We start from the raw sequence: 15158 nt of genomic DNA on the forward strand, positions 1-15158 counted from the left end.
GTTTAAAACAGGATTAAATATAAACCGTGTAGCCCAGATAGGCACTTTCGCCACCATCAGTTAATAAGGTTTCCTGAAAGTCTGCGGCCGTTAGTAATTCAACATTTACGTCAGCATCAACTGGTATAAGGTAGCTAATGGCCATATCTAAAATAGCACGGTTTGGCTGCCCCGGAATAAACTTAATCAATTCCTGCGGGGTGGCTGGTCCAATATTGATGTGATAAGCTTCGTTGTCGGGCATAAAGCTGTCTCCAATAATGGTGTCAATACCAAGGGCACTTTGCCCCAGCTGCATCTGCATGTCATCCGCTATTTTTACAGGGCTAACATTGGCCGAAGCATCTACCAGCAGAATCGGCAGATTAAACAAGGCTGTAAGTACTTTAGATACGAAATCGATATCATTCCTTTTTTGCTGAATTTCAGGTAGCAGGTGCATCCAGATAATGCTCTGCTCTTTATTTAACAAATTAAATTCATCCCAGCCAAATTCGAAGATCTGGCTTAAATCAGCATAGGTGGTTTTTTTATCAAGTTTATTTTCATAAAGCTCGGTCATGATCCTGACATGATTGATTTCAGCATCAAAAGGTGTAAAAAACAACCTGGCATGCCGTTCTTCCTCCCTCCTGTCCTTAATATCCTTAATCATGGATTCTTCATCCATCCCCGCGCTTCCGGTAGGTGGACGGTGAAAAAGTCCTTCAGGTAACATATCATATAAACTTTCCCGGTTGGCGCTGATGCGGATGCGGTCTTGCCTTCTCTTTTCAGAATAATAAACTTCACTGTTTTCGATATCTTTTGCAAAAGCGCGCTTATCCGGTCCAATGGGAATAATTTCAATCCTGTCGGCAGCAATGACCTCCCGTTCTATCAGGTCGGCAGCATGTGCAATCGCTTTATAATCGGTAAAGAGTTCATTATGAACCAAAGTTTCTTTTTTCATCTAAACTTTAAGCTAGATTATTTGTTAAGGTTAAATTTATATTATAGAAAAAAATAGGATTACAATCAACTACTAAAGATACTATATTTGTAACACATCACATCTAAAAAAATTAATGGACGTTCAATCATTTTTTATTCGCTATCTGCTATTTCCGCTGATCTTCATTGTCTCGGCCAGCGTACTCTCTATCATTAATAAAAAGAACCAGTTTCTTAATAACAAAAGACTTATTGTAAGTGTTCTGCTTATCGGCATTATTTTAGCACTCCCCGGTTTTTTAGGGTTTCTGAATTTTAATTTCATGCCTTGGGGCTACATCATCTGCTGTATTTTTTACATTTTAACCGGTACCGTTTTTGTATATCTGCTCACCAAGCACTACGCCACTGAGCTACTGGAACGTAAGGTATTTATTTTCTTCGCGACGCTGGTTTCAGCTATTCTGGCACTTTATTTATATCAACTGGCTTTTAACTGGCTAAGCAATGTTCATTTTGGCTGGTGGGGAGCCGGAAGTATTGCCTGGTTCTTTGTACCGCTCATGTTCTGGTGGGCATATGTTTCCCTGCTGGGCATCCCGTCAGAAATTTACAAGATCTGGAAATACCCTGCAACACCTCTGGACATTAACATGGACCATGTAGATTTTAATAAGTTACTGGTATTGGAGCTTGAACTTTATAAAAAAAGCAGTGATCCTGAACCTTTAAAAGTTAAAGTTAAGGCACCTGAAAATATGAACTTTGGTATCTGGTTTCATAAATTCATTGATGATTATAACCTTAAATTTGCTAAAAACCCTGTTGAATTCAGAGATGAAGACCAGGATGGTTACAAGTGGATATTCTTTATCAAAACATCATTCTTTAAAAGGAATATTTTTATTGACCCGGATTTAGACATCACAGAGAACGGCATTTCAGAAAAAATGACCATTTATGCTAAACGTGTATCCGAAAACGTTAACAAGCCAAATGAAGTAGGAGAAAGTGCTATCTTTATCTAACCATTAAAACCGCTACCATGATTAAGCCACTAAAACATAAATCGATCAACTGGATTAATGGAATGAAGTTATCCAGTAATCATTTTACTGCCAACGATCTCTATTTACAGGATTTTGTCAGGGACGCCATATCCCTTAATATCAATAATGCCAACTATGGATTCTTACCGCCACTTGCAGGATATCCTAACTCTCATGATATTGAAATCGTAGAAAAGGCGACCAATCATATCGAAATCAGGGTGAAACATTGCAATGCATTAACACCGGAGGGTTGTCATATTGATATTTTGCAGAATGACAGCATGGATAACCTGACCCATAGTCATTATTTCGGCCAATCAGAACCCCGCAATTATTACATTTTACTGGTTGTAAATCCTTTTAACCGGGTGCCGGCTGGTACGCCAGATCCGGAAGAGAGCCCTATACGCTATCCTGAACTGGCTAAAGCTTACAGCATTGTTGTTCTTCCGGAAAACGAAATCGCTAGCCAGTTGCCCGATAATTATTTTCTGACAATCGGCCAGGTTTATCATGAAAACGGGAGGATTGCCATCAATAAAAATTATATTCCACCAAGTTCTACCATTACCAGCCACCCGGCATTAATCCGCTATTATGAAACATTTAACAGCTTGCTTAACGATTTGCAGCTGGCTTCTTTTAAGATTATTGATAAGACCGGAGGCAGGGATAACATCACTCCTTTAGGTAAAAATATCAGGTTGGTTTCTGAAAAAATTGTTGATTTTATTGCCGGTATTTTTTATGAATACCGAAATGTTGCTTACCGGGAATCTCCAACTGTTTTAGTAGGGTATTTTTCCAGTCTGGCACATATCTTTTTCACGGCCATCAAATTAATTGACTCTAAAGAAAGAGAAGAGTTATTAAAGTACTTTTATGAATGGAAGGATGTAACTCCAGGAAATTTTGAAGAGTTATTGGCTAAAACAATTGAAATTGTTTATGACCATAAGCAGATTAACCAATCGATGGTTACCATTAACGACTTTTTAAGTGTATTGGTTGCACTATGGAATAAACTCAGCGGACTGGAATATATCGGTCAGCGCAAGGAAAACATTGTGGTTGCAGAACAGCAAGTTGTGCAACAGGTGCAGGCCAGAAAAACCTGGACGCTTTTAGATTAAATTAGCAGCAAAACGGTAAATTACCGATCAATATTCAGTTTAAATGATTGGGCGTAAGAAAAAAGCCTAAATCATTAAATGCTAAATGTTGATCGGTTTTTTTATTTAAAATGGAACAGATTAAATTATTATTCTTGAAATCTTTGACTCACAAATTTATTCGGTTTAATCATGAATACAGCTGGGCTTTCTTCTTGTATAATTCACTTCTTTAAATCGCTTTCTCAGGCATCAAGGCGATTGGCATTTATCTGCTGATCAACAAGCCACTACATTACACTTTCTTTATAACAAAATATACCTATATTTAAATACAAATTAATGTAGCCTAAAACTACCTTAATGTAAGGTATAAACGTATTACGATAGCATCAAAGATATTTCCAATGAAGATTGAAAATGACAAAATCGAATTTATAAATTTTAATATAAATTCATTTTATCCGTGGCTAAAGAACAAAAAGTAAATCTTCATCAGCTCAAAAACTAACCAAATATTTACCTAAAATTTAAAAAGATGAGTAAACACCTAACATTTAAAGCCATGCTATTATTAACCTGCTTATCCGCAATATGGCTATCTTGCAAAAAAGATCGGGAACCAGTTGTGACAGAGCGCGTAAAGGCCTGGGAGACTTTAGTAGATGGTAATTCTTTTGCCAGTTACGGTAATTTTGAAGCAAAATGGAATTATAACTATCCTTGGGGCACTGATCATAATGGCTCTGCTCGCATGGCAGGTAGCAGTACAAACCATAGCCAGATTGCACTAAGTAGTGGAGAAATTACAATCACTGCCACTCGATTGGCAAGTTCACCAGGCAACAGTACAGCAAATGGCTTTACCAATGTAGCCATCTGGTATAATTCAGGCGCATGCCATGCTAAACAACAGGTATTAATTAATGATCAGTTTCCAAGCTATACCATCTCTGGAGATTTTGCCGTTCCTACAGCGAGAGGAACCTGGCCTGCTTTCTGGATTACGGGAGTAAATTCATGGCCACCGGAAAGTGATATCATGGAATTTAAAGGAAATTCTACCAATTGGCAAAATACTTACGATGGTGCGTGGGAAAATAAACTGACAAATGTATCCAACGCCGGATCTTATCATAATTATAAATGCTGGTACAATAAAATAAGTGCGACTGATGTAGAATGTCATTATTATATTGACAACAACTGGGTCGCTAGACATGTCTTAAGTAATGCGGTTAACAAACCTATGTGGCTCATTATTAATATGCAAATGGAGGGTGACAGTGGTTCGCCAGGTCCGACCGGGAATACCTTATACCGTATTAAGAATGTATATATGGGCAGGGAAAGAGCCTTTTAAAAAAATAAAATATGGAGGTATCCTTAAGCTACCTCCATTTCAATAAATAATAAAGACTTCAGAAATGAAACCCATCATTGGCTGTATGCTTTGCTGCATAATATTTCTGCAATGCAAGAAAGATGTAATTGCACTGCCCCTACAAGACTTTAACCTTGTCCTGGAGAAAATTAATTTATTAAGGCAATCGGGCTGCAACTGTGGAAGTGACTACATGCCGCCTGTGACTCCCTTATCTTTAAACAGTCAACTGGAGAGTGCGGCCATGGCACATGCAAAGGATATGGATCAACGAAATTTTTTCGAACATATATCACCTGAAGGTATTACTCCTCAAGAACGTGCCTTTAAAGCGGGCTATAAAGGTAATGTTGAAGGTGAAAACTTAGGCAAAGGATATCTTAATGCAGACGAAGTAATTAACGCCTGGAAAAAAAGCGCGAGCCATTGCAAAGCGATGATGGATGCCAATAGTAATGAAGCTGGTATTGGCTTCAGCGAGAATTACTGGGCGATATCATTTGGCGCTTCATTATAAAATTTAAGCTATTTTATTTGTTTGATGAATTACAATATCTGTTGTTAGTTCACTTGATTTGGCCACAAAATCTAAAAGATATTCTTGTTGATTATGGAAATCCAAGCCGGCCTCATCGGCCCACTCTTCATGGAAAATAAATAGATTACGACTAGTATCTTCATGTAAATCATACTGCACGCAGGCGATCTCTTTTCTGGATTGTACAACCATATTAAGCAGTATCTTGCTCAATTCTTCTTTTGTTTCCGGTTTGCTTTTAATAATAGCGGTCAGGTAAATGCTCATATATTTCAGTATTTAAAAATAAGTGTGCTAAATGTAACCTAAAAATTCTGATCTCTACATCATTTTTCACCTCATCAAAGCATGATTTATCATTAAAACAAAAAAGCCTTAACTTGAAAAAGTTAAGGCTTTTTTTGCGGAATGGACGGGACTCGAACCCGCGACCTCCTGCGTGACAGGCAGGCATTCTAACCAGCTGAACTACCACTCCTTTTGTTTACTTTTTAAAAGTTTAAACCTCTTTCCCCTTTCGAGGTTGCAAATATAGAGACAAATTCTTTAATTGCAAACTTTATTTTAAAATAATCGTAACCAATTAACCTACAGCACCTTCCTGCATTTTTTCTGCATTCTCGGCAAATTGTAGCGCATCAATAATTTCCTGAATATCTCCGTCCATAATAGAAGGGAGGTTATACATGGTTAAACCAATCCGGTGCTCGGTAACCCTACCCTGCGGATAGTTATACGTTCTGATTTTAGCAGAACGGTCACCAGTAGAAACCATTGTCTTACGTTTCGCCGCTATATCACCATTCTTTTTCTGTAATTCAATATCATACAACTTACTTCTAAGCATTTCCATTGCAATTACGCGGTTACCTAACTGCGAACGTTCCTGTTGACAAACGACTACAATACCTGAAGGTTTGTGCGTTAACTGTACTTTCGTTTCTACCTTATTTACGTTTTGTCCACCTGCACCACCAGAACGGGAGGTTTGTAATTCAATATCTGCAGGGTTAATATATAAATCAATCTCTTCTGCTTCAGGTAAAACAGCAACAGATGCTGCAGAGGTATGAACCCGGCCTTGTGTTTCGGTATCAGGAACACGTTGTACACGGTGTACACCACTTTCATACTTCAGCTGGCCATACACATCATCACCATTTACTTTCAAAATCACCTCTTTGTACCCACCGGCAGTACCTTCTGTTACATCAACGGTTTCCACTTTCCAGCCTTTGGTTTCGAAATAGCGGGTATACATCCGGTATAAATCACCGGCAAAAAGGGCAGCTTCATCACCACCGGTACCACCACGAATCTCAAAAACAGCATTTTTAGCATCTTCAGGATCTTTAGGAATCAGCATTAAACGGATATTGCTTTCCATTTCTTCCTGCTGCTTCAACAACATATCCAGCTCTTCCTTTGCCATTTCACGCATTTCAGCATCCTTCTCAACAGACAAGATCTCTTTGTTGGCATCAATATTACTCATCACATTTTTGTAGATTTTATATTCATCTACAATCTTGCCCAAGTCTTTATATTCTTTATTTAAAGCCGCAAAACGTTTCATATCCTGAATCACATCCGGATTACTTAACGATTCCTCTACGTCTTCCCAACGCAGCTTTATAGCTTCTAATTTATCTAACATATTATTTATTCGAATTGATTTTCCAAAAATCGGTATTAGCCAAATTTCGGAAATGCAAAAATAAGGAAAAAAGCTGAATTAGCCTTGAAACCTAAAGCTTCACCTCAATTAAAGGTTTTCAAAAAGTATGATTCTTATGGTTTACCTGTAAAATATTCAAGCTTAAGGTCTATCCCATCAAAAACAGCGTAAGAATTATAGTTAATCCACTCGCCAATATTTACATAACGACTTTCGTTTCCCAGATCTAAATCCAGTGGTAAATGCCTGTGGCCAAAAATAAAGTAATCGAAGTGTTGTTTCTGCAACTGTTCTTTCGCATAAATGGCTAACCATTCCTTGTCTTCGCCCATAAAAACTTCTTTCTCGGTTTGCGCTGCTCTGCTGCCCTGGCTCCATGCACTGGCCATACCAATACCCAAATTCGGATCTAAACGGGCAAAGAGCCACTGACAAAGCCTGCTTCTGAAGATTTTCCTTAAAAATTTATACTTAGCATCTCCGGGGCCTAAACCATCACCATGGTGCAGATAAAACCTTTTTTCGTTACGTTCAATGACCAGCTCATCGCTGATAATTTCCATTCCGATTTCCTTTGTGAAATAATCGCGCACCCACATATCATGATTACCTTTAAAGAAATAAATTTTAATCCCCTTATCTGCCATTGCAGCCAGCTTTCCCTGAATACGAATGAACCCCTTTGGAATCACCTTCGCATATTCAAACCAGAAATCAAAAATGTCGCCCATTAAAAATAATTCGCCGCAATCAGGCTCAATAAAATTTAACCAGCTTACAATACGTGCTTCCCGGGCACGGCTTTCAGCATAATCTGGAGTACCCAAATGAAAATCAGATGCGAAATAAATTTTTTTATCCATGTCTGAGTCAAAGGTAAAGGAAAAAGAGGTGAAAGTTCAAAGCAGGAGGTTCAAAAGAAAAAACTTAAGAACTAAAGCAGAAAGGATTATAAAGAGACCTGAGTCATGGATGTTTAACGATAGACGACAAATGATCAATATATCCAAAATCTCTGAAATCATCCCACAGAAAATCAGTGAAATCCTGCAATCTGTGTAATCATACTGAAGGCAAAAACATATATTAGTAAATAAATTGTTGCTACTATGAAAAATAAACTTTTATTAGGCTTATTTGCGCTAAGCCTTTTAGCTTGTAATCAAGGTAAAAAACCAATAGATAAAATAACACGAATGAAATATCCGGATACCAGAAAAGATAGCACAACCGATCAATACTTTGGTAAAACCATTGCCGATCATTATCGATGGCTTGAAAACGATACATCTGCAGAAACCAAAGCCTGGGTTATTGCAGAAAATAAAGTAACCCAAAACTACCTGAATCAGATTCCTTATCGTGCTGACATTAAAAAGCGGCTCACCGAAATCTGGAACTACCCAAAGGAAAGTGCACCAATGAAAGTTGGAGAATACTATTTCTTTGGGAAAAACAATGGTTTGCAAAATCAAAGTGTTTGGTACATCAAAAAAGGCCTGGAAGGAAAAGAGGAAGTATTTCTTGACCCGAACAAACTTACAACAGATGGCACAGCTGCAGTTTCTTTACTCGGATTCTCACATGATAAAAAATATGTTGCCTATTCTATAGCGCAGGCCGGATCAGACTGGAGCAGTATTTACGTAATGGATATCGCCACTAAAGCTAAATTAAGTGACGAACTGAAATGGACCAAATTTTCGGGTGCGGCCTGGAAAGGTGATGGATTTTATTACAGCAGATTCGATGCACCTGCAAAAGGGACAGATTTATCTGCCACAAATAAGTTTCAGAAGATTTACTACCACAAACTGGGTGCGCAACAAAAAGATGATCAGTTAATTTTTGAAGATAAAACCAACCCAAACTTATATTTCGGTGCAGATGTAACAGAAGATGAGCGCTTCTTAATTATCTCTGCAAGTGCCGGAACATCCGGAAATGCATTGTATTATCAGGATTTAAAGGAAGTAAACAACAAAATATTGCCATTGGTTAAAGGTTACGACCATAATCATGACATTATTGATAATAACGGAGATCAGCTATTGCTCTATACGGATTTAGACGCAGAACATAAGCGGGTGGTTTTAATTGATCCTAAAAATCCCGATCCTAAAAACTGGAAAAAGATTATTCCTGAGTCAGAGCTTCCACTGGAAGCAGTATCAAGCGGCGGTGGTTTTCTATGGGCTTCTTATCTGAAAGATGCCAGCACCCATATTGTTCAGTTTGCTTTAAACGGCGCTAAACTTGGCGAAGTTAAACTTCCGGAAATTGGCACCGCTGTTGGTTTTGGTGGCTATAAAGAAGATAAAGAATTCTTTTATACCTTCACTAACTTTACAACACCGGGAACCATTTACCGCTATGACATTGCAAAAGCGACATCTTCGCTTTACAAAAAATCTGAACTAAAATTAAACACCGACAATTATGAAACCAGTCAGGTTTTCTATCCCTCAAAAGACGGCACAAAAGTTCCGATGTTTATCGTCCATAAAAAGGGAATTAAGCTTGATGGCAATAACCCCGTTTACCTGTATGCCTATGGTGGTTTTCAGGTGAGTTTAACGCCATCTTTCAGCTTATCACGGATGTTGTTTTTAGAGAAAGGCGGGATTTATGTACAACCCAGTTTACGCGGCGGAAGTGAATACGGAGAAGCATGGCATAGAAACGGTATGTTAGCCAAAAAACAAAATGTGTTTGACGATTTTATTGCCGCAGCAGAATACCTGGTCAAAGAAAAATATACCAATCCGGCCAAAATCGCGATTTCTGGCGGTTCAAATGGCGGCTTGCTGGTTGGCGCCTGTATGACACAAAGGCCAGAACTTTTTAAAGTTGCACTACCAGCTGTTGGTGTTTTAGATATGCTACGCTACCACAAATTTACTGTGGGTTGGGGATGGGCAGTAGAATACGGCACCAGCGATAAGAAAGAAGATTTTGATTATTTGATCAAGTATTCGCCACTACACAACGTGAAACCAGGTGTAAACTATCCGGCAACACTCATCACTACAGCAGACCATGACGACCGCGTTGTACCTGCACATTCATTTAAATTTGCGGCAACCCTGCAGGAAAAATATAAAGGTGAAAACCCAATACTGATCAGAATTGAAACCAAAGCTGGCCATGGCGCAGGAAAACCAACCACTAAGTTGATTGGGGAAGCTGCTGATGTGTGGAGCTTTGTTTTCCAGAATTTAGGAATGAACTGGTAATGATCCTTGCCACAGCAGTGCAATACGCATCGGATATCCTGATGTTAACTGTGCTGTTGTGGCAACGTTATTTTATGACATTAACCTGGGGAAACCAGCTATATACTCAACACCCAGACAACCTCTTCTAATCACCATTTCAACCCTATCTTCGGGCTTTACACGCTTTAACTTAAGGTATAGGTAATAAAAGCCAGAGACTTCCTTCTTACCCAGGTTATCAAATATTACAAAATAAATTGTCCTTCTTCCTACAGTTCGCGTTGACTTTTCTATAATCTGCGTTTCTATACTGTGCTTTTCTTTTAGCCATAAGCGGTTTATAAAAAGCAACAATATATCAATGAACCAGAATTTCAATAAAATTGTTAAAAAAATAACCTGACAAATATAGCCCCAAATGGTACCCGCTAAACTGGTATCCCTGGTAAATCCTAATCCGAAACAGAAATAAGCGATTAAAATTGGAACGATGAAGAGGTAAGTCAAAATATTGATCTTCATACTGAATTTAGGTTCTCTCAATATAATATGCAAATCCAACACTAAAAGAGATAACAACGGGATTAACAATATCCATCTCCAAGTGCTATGACCTGAATAAAGACCATAGATGCACAAAGGAGCAAATGTGGCAGGCATTTGCCAGCTTCTGCTGCAAAACAGAAAAAGGAAGAACCATAGCGCAGCAAAAGGTAAAGCAATGAAAAAATAATCGAGCATCGTTAATCAAAGTTTTAGGAAAGATATCATTTATTTTGAATTTTAACACCTCTGAAAACTTACTTCATTGAATACCAGATTTTAGACCTGTCGATAGCAGTGATACCGATCTATAAATAATCAATTAACAACCTTATAAAATAAAGCCACTCCATTTTCCTACTAAACCTATAGACCAATTATAATTTGCTTTAAACTAAACAAAACCCTTAACTTTTGTTTTTAATTCATTCAAAGCATATAAAATACTGAATACAAAAAGATTACAGAATTATCTAGAATATTTCTAAATAGGGATGTTCATAAAAGTTTATTTTGTAACTTTGCGTAAATTTTTTTTGAATGATCTCTACTGATATAGCCATAATTGGCGCTGGTCCGGTTGGTTTATTTGCCATTTTTGAAGCCGGTTTATTAAAAATGCGTTGCCATTTAATTGACTACTTACCACAGGTTGGTGGTCAGCTTTCTGAAATTTATCCTAAAAAGCCAATTTATGACATCCCGGGTTATCCCTCGGTTCTGGCTCAGGAATTAATTGATAATTTGATGGAACAGGCCAAACCTTTTCATCCCACTTTTACCCTGGGTGAACGTATAGAAGGTTTGGAAAAGCGTGGCGAAGCTGATTTCGTTTTAACGACTAACATGGGTACTGTTATTGAATCCAAAGTGGTGGTTATTGCAGGTGGTTTAGGTTGTTTTGAGCCCCGCAAACCTGCCGTTGAAAATTTAGAGAATTTTGAAAACGGTAAAGGTGTTAACTATATGATCCTTGATCCGGAGAAATACCGCGATCAGAAAATGGTAATTGCCGGTGGTGGCGATTCGGCCTTAGACTGGACGATCTATCTGGCTGAAGTTTGTTCAGAACTGACCCTGGTTCACCGAAGCGAAAGTTTCCGTGGCGCACCAGATTCAGTCGCCAAAGTGATGTCTCTTGCTGAAAGTGGAAAAATTAACCTGATCCTGAATAGCAATTTACAGGCTGTACAGGGAACGGATAAATTAGAACAGGTGGAGATTGTTCAGAACCGCACAATGGAAAAAACTGTAGTAGCCGCCGACCATTTAATTCCTTTGTTTGGTTTAAGTCCGAAATTAGGCCCGATTGAAGGATGGAACCTAAACATTAGTAAAAGTGCTATTGAGGTAAATGTAGACGATTATTCAACCAACATTCCTGGTATTTATGCCATTGGCGATATTAACACTTACACCAACAAACTAAAATTAATCCTGAGTGGTTTCCATGAGGCTGCATTAATGAGCCACAGTGCTTATTCATACATGAACCCAGGCGTAAAATACACGATGAAATATACTACTGTAAACGGCGTTTCAGAATTTTAAGGATTTTTTAATTTGTGTTCATAAGCTCTGTAGTTTTAGTTAAGTTTGCGTTAATAAGTGAGCGAAATGGAAAACAATATAACAATATACATGCAGGAGCCGGATGGCTCTGTTACAGAACATGAAGCACCAACTGATATGGGCTTAAGTTTAATGGAATTTTTGAAAGCTTCAGAATATGATATTCTGGCAACTTGTGGTGGTATGGCTTTATGTGCGACCTGCTGCGTAGATGTTTTAGAAGGCGAAGAAAAGCTTAATGAAATGACTGATGACGAATATGCAATGCTGGATACTTTACCAGATTTATTGCCAAATTCGAGATTAGCCTGTCAGTTACAGTTAAACAACAACATGGATGGTTTGAAGGTGAAACTTCATGGTGTGAGCTAGAAAAGCTTATTAAAATATTAGGGGCGATATGTTAAGTATCGCCCTTTTTTGTTGGTTTCAATTTAGATTATAAACCTCATAAATTTTAAAAAACCTGAGGTTTGTGCAGCAATATGCAATTAATTTATCGCTACCGTTTTTCTTTCTACATTCCAGCCATATACTTCTACAGCCAAGTTATCCTGCGCTCCGGTATATTCTACTGTAATGGTTTTATGCTCGCCCGGAAGAATACTCACATAATTATCATCATAAAATGCCGGGAGAATGCGTTTACCACTCTGCTTATCGATTAGTGCAATTCGATTAAAAAAGGCAACCGGGTTATCATTTTTATTGCTCAACGTTACCTCAACTTTGTTGTTCGACTTTTTCGCGGCCATGACATCTAATGGAGTAGCTTTCAATTTTTGCAAGCCACTGTATTCGCCGTTTTTGTCTGCCAGCCAGTAAATATTTTCACTTAAGATACGCTGTTTCTGATCCAGGATTCTAAGCGAAACAAATACACCTTCTTTCTGATCCAGTTTCTTTAAAAAATCATTTAAAGAGAAAAACTTACGAACTGATGAAGCACCGATGCTGTTAAAAGCCTGCGTGATGAAGTGCTCTTTTCCGTCCATATCATATGCTTTTGCCTGAACCATTAAATTATTCAGACCTGTAAAGCCATTATTTACCACGGTAACCATGCTATCAACAGGATTCATCATTACGTGTAATGGCTCACTTCCTTTTCTTAAACCATATAAACAGGCATTTGGATCAAGATAATAATCATACATCTGACCACGAAGCGCTGTCCATGGATTTTGTGTTTTCCAGATAATTGACCCGGTATACCAATCCCACATCTTGTTAGAAAATCCTTCCATTAAGGCACGGTATTGATCATAATTAACCATCTGTGCTTTCATGGCGAAATCTTTTACATCTTTAGCCTTTCCGTATGGATTGATGTATTGTTCATAAGCAATGTATTTATGGTAATCCCAAACCGAATCTGGTTTGTTCTTAAATTGTGGTGCTACCATATTTTTTGCGGGGATAAACCTTTCTAATGATTCATAATCGCCCACACCCACTGATCCCACTTCAGAATTATATGGAAATGTTTTAGTACTCCAAAAGCTTTTCGGATCCTGGATGCCATATGGACCATCGCCATTGCCACCCAGATCATTAAACGACATTTCATCACTGTTAGAAAAATCGAAAAACAGGCGGGTACCATCTAAACGAGGCAAAATATCGTTTTTAACCGGGTTTAAAATATCTTCTGGCGGCGTGATTTCATTTCCACCGCACCAAAATGCTAAGGAAGCGTGGTTGCGAATCATTTTCACCTGATCTTCAATCGCATCTAATACCAATGGATGATTATCCGGATAGTTTCTCCGCGTCCATTGGTCTTCTTTTTTCATCGGATCAACCCAACGGCCATTACAATCGCCACTAAACCAGAAATCCTGGAAAACCAACAATCCATATTTATCACATGCGTTATAAAATTCTGGTCGTTCGAGGATCGCACCTCCCCAAATCCGAATCAAATTCAGATTCATATCTTTATGGTACCTGATTTCAGCATCATAACGGGCATCACTGAAACGAAGCATGGCATCAGAAATAATCCAGTTGCCGCCTTTAATAAAAATTTTCTGGCCATTTACATAGGCACCCATACTTTTGGTATGTGCATTCCAGATGTTATCAATCTGCCTGATTCCTACCTTTAAACTTTCCTGATCATAAACCTGGTTTGCGGAAAGGAACTGAATTTTAAGATCGTAAAGATTTTGTGCGCCATAACCACTTGGCCACCAAAGCTTCGGGTTTTCTATAGACAAATCTGCAAAGTTTACGGTTGTACTTTTACTAGCCGGCAATGAGATAGATTTGCTAATGGTTTTACCCGCAACCTGGTATTGCAAAACGCCGGTGACTACTTTATTCGTCGGGTTATCTACCTCTACCGATACTTTTAGTGTTGCTGGTTTTTGAGTACCTGCTGGCAATCTTTTACCCGGCACCAAAGTAACGACATGCGGATTTTTAATATTAATCGCCTTGGTTTTCTCAATGGTTACCTTATCCCAAATTCCGGTATTTCGATCACGAATGGGTTGAATCCAATCCCACCCAGCGGTATACTGTGTGGTTAATCCTTTTGCAATGGTACCGTCACCACCTTGTCCGCCGTTGGGGTTTCCTGGAAAATCAGGTGGATAAACCAACACGGCCAATCTGTTTTTTCCTGTTGACGATAAGAATTTTGTGATGTTGTATTCTGCCCGGATATGCATCCCCTCGTGTGTTTTAGGGTTTAGTTTTTTACCGTTCAGATAAAACTCCGCCTTGTAATTTATTCCGCGAAACTGCAGCCACACTTGTTCATCAGCTACTGCCTTTTCCGAAAAATCTTTAACAAACCAATACGTGTAATGATCATTTCCGGTTTTATAAACATCCTCAATTTTTTCATTGTTCATGCCATAAAATGGATCGGGCACTTTTTTATTATTTAACAAAGTGGTCAGTACTGTTCCAGGAACTGTAGCAGGCATCCAGCTGTTAAGCGAAAAATTTGTGCCCGACAATTGCTGACCGCTCACTTTAACTTCTTTAATGTTATTGCACAACCAGCCAGTGTTTAATTCGTAGCGTTGTTGTGCCTGAGCACAAAAATTGGCAACAAACAAAAAAAATAAAAGCACTCTTCTCATATCATGTATACTATTGAATGTTTGATTATA

13 protein-coding genes and 1 tRNA gene are annotated in these 15158 nt (G+C 38.4%); 7 read left to right on the forward strand and 7 right to left on the reverse strand.

What is annotated here, in order from left to right; all coding sequences use genetic code 11:
• Positions 1-13 precede the first annotated feature (13 nt).
• Positions 14-952, reverse strand: coding sequence for a type VI secretion system baseplate subunit TssG (locus CBW18_RS03385; protein WP_088299816.1), 939 nt, complete (start codon positions 950-952; stop codon positions 14-16).
• A gap of 115 nt (positions 953-1067) precedes the next feature.
• Between CBW18_RS03385 and CBW18_RS03390 the strand changes: the two genes are divergently transcribed.
• The 4 genes from CBW18_RS03390 (at position 1068) to CBW18_RS03405 (ending at position 4998) form a co-directional block, all read left to right on the forward strand.
• Positions 1068-1961 (forward strand): TssN family type VI secretion system protein, encoded by an 894-nt coding sequence (locus CBW18_RS03390; protein WP_088299817.1) that lies wholly within the window; start codon positions 1068-1070, stop codon positions 1959-1961.
• 17 nt (positions 1962-1978) lie between these two features.
• Positions 1979-3118, forward strand: a complete 1140-nt coding sequence (locus tag CBW18_RS03395; protein WP_088299818.1) for a hypothetical protein — start codon at positions 1979-1981, stop codon at positions 3116-3118.
• A 517-nt stretch (positions 3119-3635) separates the two neighbouring features.
• Positions 3636-4460 carry a glycoside hydrolase gene (locus CBW18_RS03400; protein WP_088299819.1) on the forward strand — a complete coding sequence of 275 codons (825 nt, stop codon included), beginning with the start codon at positions 3636-3638 and terminating at the stop codon, positions 4458-4460.
• Between the two features lie 64 nt (positions 4461-4524).
• A complete protein-coding gene (locus CBW18_RS03405) occupies positions 4525-4998 on the forward strand; it encodes a CAP domain-containing protein (protein WP_088299820.1) in 474 nt (157 codons plus the stop codon).
• Positions 4999-5001: 3 nt separating this feature from the next.
• Here CBW18_RS03405 and CBW18_RS03410 read toward each other — a convergent pair whose 3' ends face one another.
• The 4 genes from CBW18_RS03410 to CBW18_RS03425 form a co-directional block, all read right to left on the reverse strand.
• Complete coding sequence (locus tag CBW18_RS03410) at positions 5002-5286, reverse strand: putative quinol monooxygenase (RefSeq protein WP_088299821.1); 285 nt, start codon at positions 5284-5286, stop codon at positions 5002-5004.
• Positions 5287-5423: 137 nt separating this feature from the next.
• A tRNA-Asp gene (locus CBW18_RS03415) sits at positions 5424-5497 on the reverse strand.
• Between the two features lie 105 nt (positions 5498-5602).
• Positions 5603-6676: a peptide chain release factor 1 gene (gene prfA, locus CBW18_RS03420; RefSeq protein WP_088299822.1), complete on the reverse strand. Its 1074-nt coding sequence runs from the start codon at positions 6674-6676 to the stop codon at positions 5603-5605.
• Between the two features lie 134 nt (positions 6677-6810).
• The gene (locus tag CBW18_RS03425) at positions 6811-7560 is read right to left on the reverse strand and encodes a UDP-2,3-diacylglucosamine diphosphatase (RefSeq protein WP_088299823.1); all 750 of its coding nucleotides are present in this window, start codon (positions 7558-7560) and stop codon (positions 6811-6813) included.
• A 246-nt stretch (positions 7561-7806) separates the two neighbouring features.
• On the opposite strand from CBW18_RS03425, the gene CBW18_RS03435 reads away from it, so the two are divergent.
• Complete coding sequence (locus CBW18_RS03435) at positions 7807-9933, forward strand: prolyl oligopeptidase family protein (protein WP_088299825.1); 2127 nt, start codon at positions 7807-7809, stop codon at positions 9931-9933.
• A 72-nt stretch (positions 9934-10005) separates the two neighbouring features.
• Here CBW18_RS03435 and CBW18_RS03440 read toward each other — a convergent pair whose 3' ends face one another.
• On the reverse strand, positions 10006-10437 hold the full coding sequence (locus tag CBW18_RS03440) for a hypothetical protein (RefSeq protein ID WP_088299826.1): 432 nt from the start codon (positions 10435-10437) through the stop codon (positions 10006-10008).
• Positions 10438-10998: 561 nt separating this feature from the next.
• Here CBW18_RS03440 and CBW18_RS03445 point away from each other — a divergent pair.
• A complete protein-coding gene (locus tag CBW18_RS03445; RefSeq protein WP_088299827.1) occupies positions 10999-12009 on the forward strand; it encodes an NAD(P)/FAD-dependent oxidoreductase in 1011 nt (336 codons plus the stop codon).
• A 66-nt stretch (positions 12010-12075) separates the two neighbouring features.
• Entirely contained in the window at positions 12076-12402 is a 327-nt protein-coding gene (locus tag CBW18_RS03450) for a 2Fe-2S iron-sulfur cluster-binding protein (RefSeq protein WP_047799587.1), read from the forward strand.
• Positions 12403-12521: 119 nt separating this feature from the next.
• Here the strand turns inward: CBW18_RS03450 and CBW18_RS03455 are convergent, their stop codons facing one another.
• Positions 12522-15128 (reverse strand): glycoside hydrolase family 2 TIM barrel-domain containing protein, encoded by a 2607-nt coding sequence (locus tag CBW18_RS03455; RefSeq protein WP_088299828.1) that lies wholly within the window; start codon positions 15126-15128, stop codon positions 12522-12524.
• Between the last annotated feature and the right edge of the window lie 30 nt (positions 15129-15158).

This window comes from Pedobacter sp. AJM, assembly GCF_002197755.1.
GTDB lineage: Bacteria > Bacteroidota > Bacteroidia > Sphingobacteriales > Sphingobacteriaceae > Pedobacter.

Bases quoted from the DNA above. Each gene is read 5' to 3' on its own strand.
- CBW18_RS03385 (WP_088299816.1), bottom strand. From the start codon at position 952: ATGAAAAAAGAAACTTTGGTTCATAATGAACTCTTTACCGATTATAAA.
- CBW18_RS03390 (WP_088299817.1), top strand. From the start codon at position 1,068: ATGGACGTTCAATCATTTTTTATTCGCTATCTGCTATTTCCGCTGATC.
- CBW18_RS03395 (WP_088299818.1), top strand. From the start codon at position 1,979: ATGATTAAGCCACTAAAACATAAATCGATCAACTGGATTAATGGAATG.
- CBW18_RS03400 (WP_088299819.1), top strand. From the start codon at position 3,636: ATGAGTAAACACCTAACATTTAAAGCCATGCTATTATTAACCTGCTTA.
- CBW18_RS03405 (WP_088299820.1), top strand. From the start codon at position 4,525: ATGAAACCCATCATTGGCTGTATGCTTTGCTGCATAATATTTCTGCAA.
- CBW18_RS03410 (WP_088299821.1), bottom strand. From the start codon at position 5,286: ATGAGCATTTACCTGACCGCTATTATTAAAAGCAAACCGGAAACAAAA.
- prfA (WP_088299822.1), bottom strand. From the start codon at position 6,676: ATGTTAGATAAATTAGAAGCTATAAAGCTGCGTTGGGAAGACGTAGAG.
- CBW18_RS03425 (WP_088299823.1), bottom strand. From the start codon at position 7,560: ATGGATAAAAAAATTTATTTCGCATCTGATTTTCATTTGGGTACTCCA.
- CBW18_RS03435 (WP_088299825.1), top strand. From the start codon at position 7,807: ATGAAAAATAAACTTTTATTAGGCTTATTTGCGCTAAGCCTTTTAGCT.
- CBW18_RS03440 (WP_088299826.1), bottom strand. From the start codon at position 10,437: ATGAAGATCAATATTTTGACTTACCTCTTCATCGTTCCAATTTTAATC.
- CBW18_RS03445 (WP_088299827.1), top strand. From the start codon at position 10,999: ATGATCTCTACTGATATAGCCATAATTGGCGCTGGTCCGGTTGGTTTA.
- CBW18_RS03450 (WP_047799587.1), top strand. From the start codon at position 12,076: ATGGAAAACAATATAACAATATACATGCAGGAGCCGGATGGCTCTGTT.
- CBW18_RS03455 (WP_088299828.1), bottom strand. From the start codon at position 15,128: ATGAGAAGAGTGCTTTTATTTTTTTTGTTTGTTGCCAATTTTTGTGCT.